This is a genomic window from Bacillus cereus group sp. BfR-BA-01382, from assembly GCF_022663475.1.
GTDB classification, from domain to species: Bacteria; Bacillota; Bacilli; order Bacillales; family Bacillaceae_G; genus Bacillus_A; species Bacillus_A thuringiensis_S.
In genome coordinates this window covers 1-16749 of record NZ_JAKUFQ010000076.1, presented here as the reverse complement: position 1 = coordinate 16749, position 16749 = coordinate 1, and the positions used below count along the sequence as shown (strand labels likewise).

Genomic DNA, 16749 nt, shown 5'->3' with positions numbered 1-16749 from the left:
AAATAAAAGCTAACAAAAGTTAGCTTTTATTTTTATCATTCAATTTCTAGGTCTACTATTAGATAAGCTAGCACCACTACAAAGTAAATCCCAACTCCTGGTGCTGTTAAAATATGTCCTGCAATATAAGCAATACCTAACGCTAACAATAAGCTTGCTGAAATCATTCCATATTTTATATTAAATATGTCCTTAAATCTCGTAGCAAATGCTAGTAGAATTCTTAGCCCGTAATAAATAAATGGAATCATTAGTAATACAAAGCCAATAATCCCGAAATCATAAAACCAATCATGGAAGTCCATTTCAATTAATTTTGGATCTGGCTGCTTTTCTTCATTGTATTTAAAGTTACCTGCATAACCCATTCCTAATAACTTTTGTGACATTGGCGCTTCTTTAAAGAACTGCTTATGTCTTTCTTCATATACTTGACGTCCACTGAAAATAAGGTTTTCTTGATTTTCTTTCTTTTGCTCTTTCTCAAGCTCTTTCTTAACTTCCTCTTCTATCTTCGCCTTTTCTTCTGGTTTTTCAGCCTTATGGTGCTTTTCTTCTTTTTCTTTAAGTTCTTGCTCTTTTTTCAGCTTCTCTTTAATTTCTTTTTCTTTTTGACCTTGCTGTGCCACATTTTGCTCTGATAAATAATTATTGTGAATACCCATATTTTGTGCTAATGGCGTTTGTTTAAACGTTCCAACTACACCGGCCAATAGGATAATAGCAATTACTGCATTAAGCGCAAGGGATTTTTTGTTCGGATTTTTTCTATCAAATAATAATTGAAGTAAAATAATCCCGATTGCTGCCGCTAACGTAGCACCAATTGAGCCCATTCCTACTTTCGTACCAACCTGAATTAGCGAATAAATCATTAAAATTGATGGAATCCAATATAAAATGTGTTTCCAGCTCTTTGTTTTTTGAATAGAATATAGTACCACAATAGGGAAAATAATAGCTAAGATTGAACCTAGTTCATTCCCTGCATAGAACCAACCTCGAGAACCAACCTTCATCCATTCATAACTACCAAAGTCAGTAGATGTTGAAATAGAAATAACCATAATTGCATTAATGATTAATGTAGAATATACAATACTATTTCGAACCTTATCACTAATATTAACTGTCTTTTTCAATGATTTTAAAGCTAAAATGTATGACCCCAGCATAATATATATATATAATGCTTTCGCAACGAATTTAACTTCTTCACTAAGTACAATAGGATCCTTAACTAGTTTATTATTAATAAATCCTACCCCTAAAACTCCGGCTAATAATATAAGATAAATTAAAAACTTTCTATTTTCCTTCTCTTTTGCCTGAATTAAAATGTAAATACCACCAACAGCCATAATAAGGAATCTTACTAAAATTCCAACGGTAGCATTTGACTTTAATAAAGTGATGCTAAGAGACGTTAATAAATCTAAAACAGGCTGTAAAATAATAAAAAAGAGCAAAAAATGCTCAAATCTAACCCTAGCTTGATTTGCTAACATTCCAAGACCTCCATACAAAATCTTAACATTATCTTTTAATCATAATTTATTATCGTTAAAACACACCTAGCAATTATAACATAACTCATATTTAAATTGAGAACTATTTTTATACCGAAACTAGCCAATCCATCGTAACTAGTAACTAGAAAATATTATCCTTTAGCTATCCTTCCCTATCTCTATAAAAACTATCTAACACTCTTTCACTTATTATCAGCATTATAGCAAACATTTATTAATCATTTTATTGATATATAGAATTTAACGGTTAAAAAATGACATTCACTCGGCTACCCTACAACTAAAAATTAACCTTGCTTCGTTTTCCCCTAAACATTTTCAAACGCTTTCTTTATGTATTTTATCCGTTTTTCTACATGTAACGAAAAGTAATTGTTATTTCCAATACTTTAGTGTATATTTTTTCTCTGGAACATCTTTAAGAGGAAGGGATTAAGGCCATGTTATTAATCGATATATTTACGTTTCTTGGCATTATCGCCGCTGCCATTTCTGGTACATTAGTTGGTTTAAAAAAAGATTTAGATTTATTTGGTGTCCTTTGTTTAGCTGTAGCTACTGCGCTCGGCGGCGGTATTATTCGTGATATCATGATTGGTAACCTGCCCCCTGTCGCATTTGTAAAACCCATTTACTTTTTCGTAAGTGTATTATCAGCATTATTTACTTGTATGTTTTTTGAGCGCATCAATAAACTTCAAATCGTTATTATGCTTTCTGATGCTGTTGGCTTAGGCGTTTTTACAGCTATTGGTGCAAATGCGGCAATGTCACATCATGTTGACGCCTCATTTTTAGTTGTTTCAATGGGAGTCATTACAGGTATTGGAGGCGGTATTTTGCGTGACATTTGTGCTCAAGATATCCCTTACGTATTCCGAAAAGAGATTTACGCAATCGCTTCTATCTTAGGAGCAATTAGCTTCCTAATCACACACGCTATGGGCGCGCACGTATTAGCTTTCTATGTTTGTTTATTAGTAACATTCGTTATTCGTGTCGTCACTGTAATATATAATGTGCATTTCCCTGTTTTCTTTAAAACACATGCTAAAATTAATAAAGGCCATTAAGAGAATTCTATCTAGAATTCTCTTAATTTATATACTATTCTACGAACTAATATAGAGTAATTATATATAAGCATATATAATTACTCTATATTAGTTTTAAAATTGAAAACGTTTTATACACAGGGGGAAGAATGATGCTTGGGGTTTTCAAAAAAAATATTAATAAAACAAACGCTAGTATAATCGAATTAAGTAAGGACCAACAAATAACTTTTAATGTACCTACTAATTCTGAACTGAAAATTCAAATGGATATGCTACACATTTCAAAAGAAGATTTACAAGTTGTAAAAGTACTACAGCCTTTTATTTATGCAGAAATTGATTGGATTACTGAAAAATTCTATGCCAACATTACAAAACAACCTAATTTAATTACTATTATTGAACGTTACAGCTCTATTCCAAAACTAAAGCAAACTTTAAAAACACATATTAAAGAATTATTCAGCGGCAATATGCATGAAGATTTTATTGAACAGCGTGTTAGGATTGCCAAACGACATGTACAAATTGGCTTACATCGAAAATGGTATACTGCTGCTTATCAAGAATTATTCCGCTCTATTATGAAGATTTTGCAAACAAAAATAACAACAATCGATGATTTTTCCTATTCTATAAATGTCATAAATAAATTATTCACTCTTGAACAAGAACTTGTTCTTGCAGCTTATGAATCTGAATATGAAAGAATGCAAAAAGAGCATGAGAAAGAAAAAGAACTAACTGCTATGACAATTACGCATATCGCAACAGAACTAGCTGCTGTATCTGAAAAGACAAGCTCTTCTATTCAAAAACTAACCGCTAAGTCTGAAACTATTGTAGAGATTGCTAAAACAGGTACATCATTAGCTACAACATCTGAAGAAAAAGCGAATAAAGGGAAAGAACAATTAAACCAGCAAAACAAACGAATGGGATCTATTCAAATGAATATGGAAACGATTATTACAGATACTCATGAACTTCTCGATATTTCTAACAAAATTAACGAAATCATAGATATCGTTAAATCGATCGCGGAGCAAACAAATTTACTCGCACTAAATGCTGCTATCGAGTCTGCACGTGCTGGAGAATTTGGGAAGGGGTTTTCTGTTGTTGCTGGTGAAATCCGAAAATTATCAGAGCAAACGAAAGAATCGATATTTAACGTTACAAAGCTCGTCGAAAAAACAAATGAACAAATTACCCGTGTCTCGTCTTCCGTGAAACAAATTAGCTCTCTCGTATCGGAAGGAACGGATAGTATGTCGGCAACAGATCGATACTTCCAAGAAATTGTAAAAGATATGTCTAACTCAAAAGAACAGAATAAGAAAATTGAACATGAGCTACAAACTATTTCACAAGTCATGAAAGGAATTCAAGATGATTCCTCACAAATGGCTCTAACAGCCGATAATTTGCAACTAGAACTAAATCGATAAGACAAAATTCAGGTCAGGCATACTTTTCATCTGCACTGACTACTAAATTTCATCTTTCATCAAAAAAAGAATCCAGAATGGATTCTTTTTACTTTCTGAAAAATATTTTTTGACAATACACATAACTCATATAAACACCAAAGCTCTGCAAAATAAACAATGCCGGCATAATTACATTGTAATATGCCATATCTACTTGGAAGAGCTTTAACAATACGTAGCCACTAATTAAAAATAAGAACAACATATATCCCTCATTTTGTTGTTTCTTAATTAGGAAGTGTAATAGAGCTATATTCATAAACAATGTTACGGCTATATATATCAGTTTTTCACATTTAAAAAGAATAGAATTTATCCCCTCCTCTGAAAACTGATTTATCATCGGTTCTAAAAGTTTAAATCTTTCTCCCTCAATCTCTTTTAACTTTTGATCAATATGCTCTGTTACACTTTGATTTTTCGATATTTTTTCCTCATGTTGCGTTTTTCCAATTAAGACAGATTGAACATACGTCTCATTCGCAATCGTATATTGTGACAGTCCCATTGTCTTAATTCCATAATTCACACTAAAATGAGCAATATAAAATAGAATAAGTATCCCTATCATCTTTAGTAACACTTTTTGTTTCGTTGCTGATTGAAACACTTCAATTAATAATATATATACCGTGATAAAAATAGGAAGAAATAATCCCATTGGGAAAATCATATTACTAAATGCAAATAAAATCGCTGAAAACACCCACATATAAGGATGATCTAATCCTTTATATAAAAGTATGTAACAAGCAAAATAAAATAAAAATATTGCAAGTGACTCAGGAGTTAATACGGAACTCATGAATATATTTGGAATATACAGAGCATAAAATATAGAAGCAATACGCCCGCATTCTTCTCCAAAAACCATTGCCGCAATACGATAAATAAAAAATGCGGTTCCTGCGCAAAATAACACATTAAATAGTTGTAAAGCGAATAATGTATCACCAAATATACGAATAATTACTGACTCATATATAATAAAAGGCAAATGAGTTACAGTCCCTATATTATTACCAATTGCAATCTGCTTTGCAGACTCATACATCACTTTCATATCACCAATTATTGGAGCATCTACAAATAACAGCATACTAAGTCTCACAACTATAGATATACTTATAAGAAAAATAAGAAATTGTTTATCTGTAAAACGATATTGTAGGATTGATGCCACTAACAAAATGAGTATGACGAAAATTGCCAGTATGATTGTTACACTTGTTGTACTTCCTCCAAAAAATTGCTTACTTGTCTCAAATGCTGCCCAACAACTATAAACAAAAAATGCGAGCATCGCACCGATCGTAATTTTATTGAAGAAAGATGAAAAATTTGTTTGTATATGATTCATATGTCCATTGCACCTCTATTTCCATTCATAACAAAACGATTCTATCATGAATGGGTACACGGCTGATAGGGAATTTCTATGACAAATACATAGTCATTACTTTTTACTTGCAATGTAAGCGAATCCTCTTTTACACTACATTTTAGATAAAATAAATTTTCTTTCAGTTATATGAATACAAATACAGAAGTTTAAATCATTCTCTTTTGGAATACACTTTACTTCATTAAATATCTAATATGAGTACTCCGCTTACACATATTATTCTGATTGAAAACAGACTATAGGGGCTGAATATATGGAAAAGAAATTCATGCGAGAATCTAAAGCAATTAAGACAACACGTGTTTTTCCTAACGATTTAAATAATCACCAAACACTTTTTGGAGGGAAATTATTAGCAGAAATTGATAGTATTGCTTCAATTGCGGCTGCAAGACATAGTCGTAAACATTGCGTAACAGCATCTATTGATTCAGTTGATTTTTTAACTCCAATTCACCAAGCTGATTCTGTTTGTTATGAAGCATTTGTATGTTATACAGGGAAATCTTCAATGGAAGTTTTCGTAAAAGTAATCGCAGAAAATTTACTAGCAGGCGAGCGTAGAATTGCTGCTACTTGCTTCATTACATTTGTGGCAATAAAAGATGGAAAACCTTCGTCCGTACCACAAGTACTCCCTGAAACTCAGGAAGAACATTGGTTACACACAACCGGTTTAGAACGTGCGGAAAACCGAAAAAAGGGACGTTTAAAAAGTAAAGAGATGGCTGAAGTTTTAACTTTAAGTAAGCCATGGAATATATAATACGCTACTCTCACTTCATACATGCACAGGTTTATTTCATCCTTGCATGTATTTTTTATTATAAAAAAATTCCAGCTCTTATCTTTTATTTACTGTTTGTCTCCTAAAATAACCCACCAGTTTTTCCTTTATTTTGCTATACTATTAATGGTATATTAGATAAGGTTCGTTTAAAAATAACTATAATATAATTAAGTATATAAGGGATGGTGCGATAATGTCTATTGAGGTACCAATTTCAATACCAAAAACGTTAATTATTATTCCTGCGTATAACGAGGAAGAAGCAATTGCAGATACATTAACAAGACTATTAAAACTAAAACAGCATTTTACAGAATTAAGCATTTGCGTTATTAATGATGGATCACATGATAAAACAGCTCAAATCGTAAATGATTTTCCTGTTCACCTTGTGAACTTACCATATAACCTAGGTATTGGCTCAGCTGTACAAACTGGTTATAAATACGCTTATGAGAATGGATATGATATTGCAATTCAGTTCGATGCTGATGGGCAACATAATCCTGATGACTTGTACAAAATTATAAAACCTATTGCTGAAGACCAATGCGATATGGTGCTAGGTTCACGTTTTACAGAGAAAACAGCTTATAAAGGTAGTATTTCCAGAAGAGTTGGTATTTTTTATTTTACTGCTCTACTGAAAGTACTAACAAAACAAACCTTTATGGATCCAACTTCTGGGTATCGTGCTATCAATCGAGAAGTAATTAAGATTTTTGCACATAATTATCCAAAAGATTATCCAGAACCAGAAGTCCTTATTCATTTAAAAAAGAAAAAATTACGCATTCATGAAATATCCGTAAATATGCAAGAGCGCCAAGGGGGACAATCTTCTATTACACCTCTTAAATCTGCATATTACATGATTAAAGTAAGCCTTGCTATATTGATGCAAAAAATTGTGAAAGGTTGATAATAAATGCCTATAATTACCTTTTCATTTATCTTCATTCTATTATTATTTTTATTAATTATTAATTCTATTCGTCGTGGAGCTTTAGAAACTAAATATGCCATTTTATGGATTTTTGTTTGTGTTTCAATGGCAATTTTAAGTTCTACTGAAAAAATTATAAATTGGATTGGACAACTATTACACGTAGAATATCCTCCATCTGTTTTATTTTTATTTGGACTATTATTCTGTTTCATCTTAATTTTTGACTTAACAAGAAAAATTTCTAAATTACATCATCAACTTGTAACATTAACGCAAGATTATGCGTTATTAAAGCAAAAATTAAAAGTAACGCAAACTGAAACCGATAACGAATAGTTTTCTATTTAAATATGAATATATACAAAAAAACATCTTAATTTTTTAAAAAAATTAAGATGTTTTTTATTGCAAATTATTTTTTTCTAATTAATAATTTATTAATTTTCATAATCGTTGCCACGGTCCCTACTCCAATTATAATAAATAAGAATGGTATTAACGGTAATGCATATCGTTCATATGCAACATAAAAACATGTTAAAGCTGTTTGCAGTAAAAGGATTGACCATAAAAATGTAGTCTCTCTCCACCTTTTTAAAAGGAAAATAAATGAAAGTACTGTACATATTAAAAACGTCGTCTTAATAAAATTATATATTTCATTCATATCCTTTGCAGAAACATTGAATACTTCAATATTATGCTCTATAGAATAATACGGTTTTTTCCAAAGAATTTCTGGTTTCAAGACTAAATAACTCTCTATCATAGAGCCCTTATTCGTTTTCCACCATTCTTTCATTTTATCAATGGCTATTTTTTCTTCTAACTCCATAAATTCATGCGCTTCAAGATTAGGGTACTTTGCATGTAATTCTATTTCAAGTTCCCCCATATCCTTACCTTCTGGGTAACCTTCCCCTTGATACGTTCCAAGTAATAACGGATTCCCTGCCCCTGCAGTTAGTGGGATAAATTTATCAAATTGAATGTAATTGCGGGCCCACCATGGTCCAAGTACGATAAGTCCTATTCCTATGCTTATAATCGCCTGCTTCATCATAATCCGGAATGGATAGCGTTTCATTAAAAGATACCCAAATAATAAGATTGGATATAAGGCAATTTGTACGCGGAGGTACAGTGCTAAAAAATAGAAAATTAATACAATCAGAAGATGTTTCGTTTTATGAGTATCAGCTAATTTTAAACTCCAATATACTAATCCTAATGAAAGGAATAGAAACGGCCCTTCTGTTAAAGTTAAATTTTCCATAACAATCTCTGGAGGATACACAGCTAATAAGAAAGCACCTATTAATCCTGCAGCAGGATTCAATAAATAAGTACCAATCTTATAAGTTAGCAAAATACTAAGTACCCCTAATAGAATAATGATTAATTTGGCTATAAAAAGACCTTCACTGCCATTTCCAAAAAAGTAAAATACAGCAGCTAATAAGGCTGGAAAACCCGGCATAATATGAATCGTTGGTTTATCTGGTTCATGGTATGTTAACATCCCTGTTTCCAATAAAATATTTGCCGTTTTTTGATAACCTATATCATCGCTAGCTATAGATAGATCTGCACCATGTGTTTGTAAAGTTGCAAAACGAAGTGCAAACCCGACAATCATAATAATCCCTAAAAGGACTATATTAGATTTGCGAGTAAATCGCCCTAACATCTCATCTTCTCCCTTCAGATACATAACCTTCAAAAATTTTTTCTATATTTTTACAACACAATACGTTCTATAATAAATACTTTTTATACAAAGTACAACAATAGAAAGTTGATTTACAAAGTTTATATGCGTTAAACTTATACAGATGTTCTTGTAATCTTCTCCCTTTCAAAGGGCTTGTATATATGGTGCAAGACATAAAAAACTTGAGGAGATAAAAATTCTATGATGGAACAAAAGCAACTTGTTTCTGTTGTCATACCTCTGTATAACACGGAAAAATATATTGAAGAAACGATGCAGTCAATACTAGATCAAACATATAAAAACATTGAAATTGTAATTGTAGATGATGGAAGTAAAGATCAATCACCTTCTATCGTGAAAAACCTTGCCGAAAAATATCCGGGTCAAGTAAAGTACGTTCACCAAAAAAACCAAGGTGTTTCAGTAGCTCGTAATACAGGGATTGAAAATGCTAGCGGAGAATACGTCGCTTTCCTTGATAGTGACGACTTATGGCATCCAACTAAAATTGAGAAACAAATCGAGAGTATGCATAAAAACAACATGGACGCGTGCTATTGTGGTTATATGAATTTCTACGAAGAAACAGGCGAAAAGGTTGAGCATACAACAAACTTTATTAAAGGTGATATGGCAAAAGCATTCTTAACACACCAAGTTGTTGCTCAAACAAGTACTTGGATTTTCAAACGCTCTATCGCAATGAATCATAATATCCGTTTTACACCAGGATGTAGCTGGGGAGAAGACTTGGAGTTTTTATTTAAACTAATGAGTGTGACAAATGTATGCTATGTCGATGAATATTTAACATGTTATAGAATCTTATCAGAAGGAAATCTTTCTTCTAAATATAAAGATTACGAATTAAAAACAACTAAAGAACTGGAAGTATTCAATCGTATGAAAGACTGGGTACATAATAAATCTCAAGACTTCATTACGAAAGACCCTCAGTCACTTATTGAGATTCTTGAGACTTATTTATTCCCTTATACGGTTATCAATAATGCTTGTATATACATTAAAGAAAACTCTCAATTAAATAATGCCCAAGTTCAATTAATCAAAAAAGATATAAAGAAATATTGCCGTAAAATCTATTCAAAAAACGGAAAGCGTAGTAAAAAACTATATGCAATGCTTTGGTTTGTACGAATTAAATTTCTGTTTTCTTAAACTGAAAGTATAGTACTCACCTCTCTTTCCGTAAACAAATCAAATTTACAAATAGGACAGACAAAAAAGGTCCTAAAGAATAGAAAGGTTTTTTCCCATGAAAACAAATAAGATTCTTAAAAATGCCTCCTACCTATTTGTAGGAAATATTACTGTTCGATTTGTACTGGCTATTGCAACCATTTTCTTTGCAAGATATGTTTCTCCAAGTGATTACGGTATGTTTACAACTGCGTTAGCAGTTTCAGCTGTTATTTGTTACTTTACAGATGCAGGCTTGACACATACGTTTATGCGTGAAGGAACGAGAAGCGATGCTAATATTAGCGTGCTAATAAGTAGTTATTTACGTATTCGTTTAATATTAGCTATCGTAATTTCTGTACTTTTCGCTATTTTTGCCCAGTTCTTCTATCCCGATGCTTACTTACGTGCGATGGTATATTGGGTTGTTCTACCAACAATGTTCGGAGCAACCTTACAAGGTGTTGGGATGGCTTACTTCCAAGTAACAGAACGCATGCAATTTACAGCTATTATTTCTGTACTACAAGGTGTAACAGCTGCTGCTGCCCTATTACTAGGGATGTCTTTCCAATGGTCACTTATGATGGTTGCTGCCATGTACGGGGTATCTAGTCTTGTAACAGGTGTTATCGCCTTTATAATGACAATACGCTATACGAAAGTCCATAAGGGTTGGGATAAAGGTATTTTAGATCAACTACTTATTTTCACAATCAATGGAATCATCATTATGCTCTTACCACAATTGGGGCCTATTATCTTAGAAAAGGTTTCAACATATAATCAAGTTGGATTCTTTGGTGCTGCATCTAAAATACCAGCTGTACTATATCAAATACCGGGAGTAATTGCAGCTGCCTTTTATCCAAGGCTTTTTGCTTTTGGTAATGAGAAAAACATCGAAGAACATAGAAAATTATCAAGTTTTGAATTAAAACTTATGTCTTTTTTAGGAATGGGAATTTCTATCCCCTTTATTGCTGATCCAAGTTTCTGGATTGTTAGTTTATTAGGAGAAAAGTACGCTCCCGCTGGTGACGCTCTTGCTATTTTAGCGTTTATGGTTATTTTACAATCAATTAACTATCCACTAGCCGACAATTTAACAACAATTGGCCAGCAATGGAAACGCGCAACAACAATGACTATTGGATTAGTTGTTGCCATCATAGGTTATATTGTACTAGGTAGTAAATATGGAATGATGGGGGCAGCTGCCGCAGCTATCCTTACCGAAATTACACTATTAATCGGATTTACCCTCTTTATTCGTAAAGGCATGCAATTATTAGTTAAAGGAATTATATTTAATTCCTTAGCCTTTATTATTAGTTACGGTATATACCGAATCGCATTAATCAACTTACCACCATTAGTTGCTTTAACGCTTACTGGTATACTATACGGTATAATCGGGGTTTTAATTGACCCTCAAATACGTGGATTCGTTTTAGGGTTTATAAAACAAAAGCTCATTCGCAAACATGCTTAAAAACAAAAAGTTTTTCCTATTTAAAAATGGAAAAGCTTTTTGTTTTTTTATATACCACTATTTTTCTTCAGTAAAAAAATTCTATATATTCCAGGTCAAATTGACTTACTTTCTGAAAATGCCTTATACTAAATTACATGTAAACTATGAATTTCAATGCCTGTAAAAATATATATGCTTCAACAAAAATATATATTTTCTCATGTTAAAACTAAAGAACACACCTTTAAAAATTGGTGTGTTTTTATATGCTACCTAAAAACTAGTTGCTACATGATAACAACTTTTAAAGGAGGATTATCAATTTTTATGAGCATAAAGCCGAATAATAAGTTCTTTTCCAAGAAAACGATAATAATTATGCCAATATTATTATTGTGTGCTTTTGCTTTTCATTATTTCTTTTTAACATCTAATCAAGCCTTTTCTGGTACAGGGGATGCATTACGCCAATTTGGCTTCTTTACGTTTCTTCTGCAACATGCCTTTAAAGACGGCAACCTTTTCTGGTCTTTTGATTATGGGTTAGGTGGAGATTTATTTGGAGAGTTTAGTTATTATTACAGCACATCACCGTTTTTCTGGATTACACTGTTACTACCTAAACTAAGTCTTGAGCAAGTGTATGACGTGAAATTATACATGAGTATTTTAAAAAACTTTTTAGCTATGTTATTCATGTATGGCTCTTTACGTTACCATAATAAAACAGCATTCTCATCTTTTGTTGCTGCTATTATATATGGTGGCTGTATTACTTTCATCCGCCACTCTTTACTATGGGATTTCATGGCTGATGCCATTGTATTTTTACCATTAGTAATATGGGGACTTGATAAATATATTATTGAAAAGAAGCGCGGACTTTTCCTAATCGCTGCTACTTTAATGTTAGCATCAAACTTTTATTTTGCTTTTATCACAAGTATTTTCATATTCATTTATGCATTATTCCAATACTTTGCGACACAAAAAAATAAAACGATTGTCTCTTTTCTAACTTATTATATTAGAATCGGCTTATTGTACGGACTATCACTCGGTTTAGCCGCCGTTTGCTTCCTCCCATCAGTTAATGCCGTATTTAGCGCCGATCGACTATCAAAAAAGTTTGAGATACCACTATTATTTGAAGATAAATTTTATAAAGATTTAATGGAAAATATTTTCTTCATGTATAGTGCTGAAAATCATCAACTAGCTTTACCAGCTTTAATTTTATTCTTAATCGTATTTGGAATGTTTATACGTGATAAACTCGTTAAAAATAAAGTATTCTTTACGTTATTCATGTTCATTCTGTTTATGCTTCCATATACATATTCTGTATTTAATGGTTTTTCAGCAATGCAATCTAGATGGTTTTATTTATTTGTATTTGTCATTGCCCAAACAATTGCATACATTCTAGATTGGATGATTATTCATAAGAAAGACTACAAATTACCTTATTTAATAAGTTTATTAGTGTCTATTGGATTATTCATTTATGCATTTTATAGAAAAGCAAATATAAATGTAACTGATAAACCTTTACAAGACGTTGATAACATTTTACTCGGAACTGTCGTTCTTTCTGTTATTACAGTATGTTTATGGCGTTATATTTCTAAACCTTTCATACAATTTTTAGTTGTATTGAACATACTCGTTAGCACAATTTCTATGAATTATATGTATGCGAATAATATACTTAGTACCGTTTACGGACAGAGCCAGATTTCAACTGAAAAGTTACACGAACCAGGCTATGATAATAAAGAAGAAATTGCTGCAATTCGCTACATACAAGAAAATGATAAAGACTTTTATCGTATTCTTAATCCATATAGCGAATATAACACACCAATGCTACAAGGATATCATGGCGTAAGTACATATCAAAGCTTGGTTAATTATTATGTCCATGACTTTATGAAAAATAAATATGGCGTATTCCAAATGTACGATACACCCTCAATGTTTTATCAAGCTGATAGTCGACTGCTACTTGAAAATATGCTAGGTATAAAATATCGCGTATTAAGTGCTGATACAGATCCAAAGAATGTACCTTATGGATATAAACTATTACAGCAAGTAGGACCATATAATATTTACAAAAATAACTATACCTTACCGTTAGGGTATGTATATGATTCGGCTATAAGTGAAGAAGAGTTTTCTAAATTAAACTTCGCTCAGCGTGATCAATTATTATTACATGCTGTTGTCGTTAATAATACAAAAGAATTTTCATTAAACCATTTTAATAAACAAGACCTTAAGTCAAAGGCAGTATCTATTAAAATGGAAAAAGCAAAATTCGAAAATATGGTAAAAGAAGGAAACAAACTAATTGTTCATGGCTTTGGAAATATGATCTTACCTATCAATTATCCTAATACGCCTGGTGACCTACTGATAGAATTAAAATTGAAAAATACAGGTACATTCAATGCAACTGTTAATGGAAAAACAATCGGAAAAGGTGACGATGCTGGTGCATACTCGTATCCGTTAGAAAGATTTGTTTACAATTTAGGCACTGAGCGTCCAGAAAACCTAACTATCTCTATTGATATGGCAGGTGAGTATGAATTAGGTGACTTACAAGCAAATATCGTAAACTATGAAAGTGTACAAAAAGAAACAAAAAAATTAACTGAAAATAGACTTGAAAATATTTATTATAAGAACAATTATTTAAAAGGGGATATCAACTCAAATAAAGACGGGCTCCTATATTTATCTGTTCCATATAGTAAAGGTTGGACTATAAAAGTTGATGGAAAAGAAAAGGAATTTACGAAAGCGAATTCTGCCTTTATCGGTGTTCCCATTACAAAAGGCTCACATGTAATCGAAATGACTTACGTTACACCTTACTTCAAATTAGGTATGATTATATCAATTATCTCACTAATTATTTGTGTAGCTTTACTAATTTTCACAAATCCAAAAGCACGACGAAAATTTTCTTTTAAAAAGCAATAATGAGCAATCAATGAATCATGAAGCTATCCAATTGGATAGCTTCATATAAAAACGCATAACATTGTTTTAACCCACTACAAACAAGGAGTGTCAAAAATGACTCTTTCAATCGTTGTACCATGCTACAATGAAGAAAAGGTGCTTCGAGCCTTTTATTCAGAGACTTCTCTTGAAATTCATAAATTAACTACCGATTATGAATTTGTTTTTGTTAATGATGGTAGTAAAGATGATACATTAAATATTTTACGTGATTTAGCTAGTTCAGATTCATCGGTACACTATATATCGTTTAGTCGAAACTTCGGAAAAGAAGCTGCAATGTTAGCTGGCTTAAAATACGCTACAGGCGATGCCATTGTTATTATGGATGCTGACTTACAACACCCTCCTACGTTAATAAAAGAACTGTTAGAAGGATATAACGATGGCTACGACCAAGTCATTGCAAAAAGGACAAGAACTGGTGATTCACCCGTTCGCTCTTTCGTCTCTCGTCTTTACTATAAGGTGATGAATAAGTTTGTAGATATTGAATTAGTAGATGGTATTGGTGACTTTAGACTTTTAAGTCGAAGAGCAGTGGATTCATTAGTATCCTTAAGTGAGTACAACCGATTTTCAAAGGGCTTATTCTCTTGGATTGGTTATAACGAATTAATTATTGAATATGAAAATGTATTACGTTCTGATGGAGAAAGTAAATGGACCTTCTCGAAATTATTAAATTACGGAATTGATGGTGTAATTTCATTCAATAATAAACCGTTACGCCTATCTATATATCTTGGATTACTAACAACCATTTTTGGACTTTTATATGTAATCACTACGTTCGTTCAAATTATCCTTGGTGGTGTGGAAGTTCCTGGTTACTTTACTCTCATTTCCGCTATACTATTTATTGGCGGTATTCAACTCATATTCCTAGGTGTTATTGGTGAATATATCGGTCGTATTTATTATGAAACAAAACGTAGACCGCATTTTATTGTAGCTGAAAAGAAAGTTAGTGAAGTTAAACAAAAGGCATAACAAAAAAGTTACTTCTGTAGGTAGAAGTAACTTTTTTATATACTAACATTTACACACCCTTTTTTTGCATAGATATAATCATTTCTTTTAGCCCATTATAATACGAAGTTTTTGGTATATCCCCGATATACCTCTCATATTTCTCCCCGCTTAATACAACTGGTTTTTCCGTCAAATATAGCATTTCCATAAATTCTTTCATCTGCTTATCAAACAAACCAATAAACTGGATCATTCCTCTTTTTACAGTTATTAATCGTTTCGTATATCCCGTTAATTCCCGTATGTGTTGAATCATTTCCTCACCTGTAATAACACCATAACCTGGTATGTTCCAATTTTGTCCATAGGCCTCATCATGTAAAGCTAATTCAACCATTGCTTTTGCACCATCTGGTGTAAAAATATATTCACGGGCAATCTTTTTATCTCCAACAAAGCTAGACATTTTATTTGCAAGTATTCCCTTTAATGTATGATGAACAAGTGTGCTTTCTGCATTTGGACCATAAAAGTCTGGGAAATGAGCAATAAACATTCGTACATTAGCTTGTTTTGCCATCTCTTCAAGTTGTAAACGAATCTTCCCTTTCTTTGTGTGTGGTCTTTTTTTAGCCTCTTCTTTTACAAGCCCTTCCCCTTGCCTTCCATACGCATAAATATTATCAACTATCCCTAGTTTGATACCGTAATGTTTCGATACCTCTAATATGTTTATTAATAATTTCTCTTGCTGTTTCTCCCAATCTGAATACGGAATATTTACAACATGAAATATAATATCAACATCTTTAGCAGCATTCATTATATCCTCTTTTACAAATACATCGCCGGCTACAACTTCTACATGTTTGTTCCCAGAAAATAATGCACCTAATCTCTCCTTATTTCTTGCAAAAGCAACCACATGAATCCCTCGGCCACATAATTCGTTTACAATTGCATAACCCATTGAACCAGAAGCACCTAATACTAAAGCCTTTTTCATTATAAATCCCCTCCTAAATTAATTAACCACTGTTCAATTAATATTAAAAAGAAAATCACTTACATAAGAAGCGATTTTGAAATAAACTCTACATGTACCTTAGCCAAA

The 16749-nt window shown here is 32.1% G+C and carries 13 protein-coding genes and 1 pseudogene; 10 read left to right on the top strand and 4 right to left on the bottom strand.

The window, feature by feature from the left end; genetic code table 11:
* Positions 1 to 35 precede the first annotated feature (35 nt).
* Positions 36 to 1508: an O-antigen ligase family protein gene (locus MR160_RS24020; protein WP_242298190.1), complete on the bottom strand. Its 1473-nt coding sequence runs from the start codon at positions 1506 to 1508 to the stop codon at positions 36 to 38.
* 464 nt (positions 1509 to 1972) lie between these two features.
* Between MR160_RS24020 and MR160_RS24015 the strand changes: the two genes are divergently transcribed.
* From MR160_RS24015 to MR160_RS35380, 3 genes and pseudogenes are all read left to right on the top strand, one after another.
* Complete coding sequence (locus tag MR160_RS24015; protein ID WP_000924367.1) at positions 1973 to 2605, top strand: trimeric intracellular cation channel family protein; 633 nt, start codon at positions 1973 to 1975, stop codon at positions 2603 to 2605.
* 131 nt (positions 2606 to 2736) lie between these two features.
* Positions 2737 to 3285 (top strand): annotated as a pseudogene (locus MR160_RS35385) (protoglobin family protein); the annotation flags it as partial.
* 15 nt (positions 3286 to 3300) lie between these two features.
* On the top strand, positions 3301 to 4041 hold the full coding sequence (locus MR160_RS35380; protein ID WP_396132498.1) for a methyl-accepting chemotaxis protein: 741 nt from the start codon (positions 3301 to 3303) through the stop codon (positions 4039 to 4041).
* A gap of 88 nt (positions 4042 to 4129) precedes the next feature.
* Here MR160_RS35380 and MR160_RS24005 read toward each other — a convergent pair whose 3' ends face one another.
* Entirely contained in the window at positions 4130 to 5443 is a 1314-nt protein-coding gene (locus MR160_RS24005; protein ID WP_001015635.1) for an ArnT family glycosyltransferase, read from the bottom strand.
* Positions 5444 to 5741: 298 nt separating this feature from the next.
* Here MR160_RS24005 and MR160_RS24000 point away from each other — a divergent pair, with 298 nt between their 5' ends.
* From MR160_RS24000 to MR160_RS23990, 3 genes are all read left to right on the top strand, one after another.
* On the top strand, positions 5742 to 6254 hold the full coding sequence (locus tag MR160_RS24000) for an acyl-CoA thioesterase (RefSeq protein ID WP_000412126.1): 513 nt from the start codon (positions 5742 to 5744) through the stop codon (positions 6252 to 6254).
* Positions 6255 to 6471: 217 nt separating this feature from the next.
* Positions 6472 to 7200: a glycosyltransferase family 2 protein gene (locus tag MR160_RS23995; RefSeq protein ID WP_000021477.1), complete on the top strand. Its 729-nt coding sequence runs from the start codon at positions 6472 to 6474 to the stop codon at positions 7198 to 7200.
* A 6-nt stretch (positions 7201 to 7206) separates the two neighbouring features.
* Positions 7207 to 7563: a DUF2304 domain-containing protein gene (locus MR160_RS23990; protein WP_001121769.1), complete on the top strand. Its 357-nt coding sequence runs from the start codon at positions 7207 to 7209 to the stop codon at positions 7561 to 7563.
* A 76-nt stretch (positions 7564 to 7639) separates the two neighbouring features.
* Here MR160_RS23990 and MR160_RS23985 read toward each other — a convergent pair whose 3' ends face one another.
* Positions 7640 to 8917, bottom strand: a complete 1278-nt coding sequence (locus tag MR160_RS23985; RefSeq protein WP_000901472.1) for a glycosyltransferase family 39 protein — start codon at positions 8915 to 8917, stop codon at positions 7640 to 7642.
* A 225-nt stretch (positions 8918 to 9142) separates the two neighbouring features.
* On the opposite strand from MR160_RS23985, the gene MR160_RS23980 reads away from it, so the two are divergent.
* The 4 genes from MR160_RS23980 (at position 9143) to MR160_RS23965 (ending at position 15653) form a co-directional block, all read left to right on the top strand.
* The gene (locus MR160_RS23980) at positions 9143 to 10123 is read left to right on the top strand and encodes a glycosyltransferase family 2 protein (protein WP_081143984.1); all 981 of its coding nucleotides are present in this window, start codon (positions 9143 to 9145) and stop codon (positions 10121 to 10123) included.
* Between the two features lie 97 nt (positions 10124 to 10220).
* Positions 10221 to 11642 carry an oligosaccharide flippase family protein gene (locus tag MR160_RS23975; RefSeq protein ID WP_000856134.1) on the top strand — a complete coding sequence of 474 codons (1422 nt, stop codon included), beginning with the start codon at positions 10221 to 10223 and terminating at the stop codon, positions 11640 to 11642.
* Positions 11643 to 11951: 309 nt separating this feature from the next.
* Complete coding sequence (locus MR160_RS23970) at positions 11952 to 14618, top strand: YfhO family protein (RefSeq protein WP_000023698.1); 2667 nt, start codon at positions 11952 to 11954, stop codon at positions 14616 to 14618.
* A 96-nt stretch (positions 14619 to 14714) separates the two neighbouring features.
* Positions 14715 to 15653 carry a glycosyltransferase family 2 protein gene (locus MR160_RS23965; RefSeq protein ID WP_000175828.1) on the top strand — a complete coding sequence of 313 codons (939 nt, stop codon included), beginning with the start codon at positions 14715 to 14717 and terminating at the stop codon, positions 15651 to 15653.
* 49 nt (positions 15654 to 15702) lie between these two features.
* On the opposite strand, the gene MR160_RS23960 is transcribed toward MR160_RS23965, so the two are convergent.
* The gene (locus MR160_RS23960; protein ID WP_000709950.1) at positions 15703 to 16641 is read right to left on the bottom strand and encodes an NAD-dependent epimerase/dehydratase family protein; all 939 of its coding nucleotides are present in this window, start codon (positions 16639 to 16641) and stop codon (positions 15703 to 15705) included.
* Between the last annotated feature and the right edge of the window lie 108 nt (positions 16642 to 16749).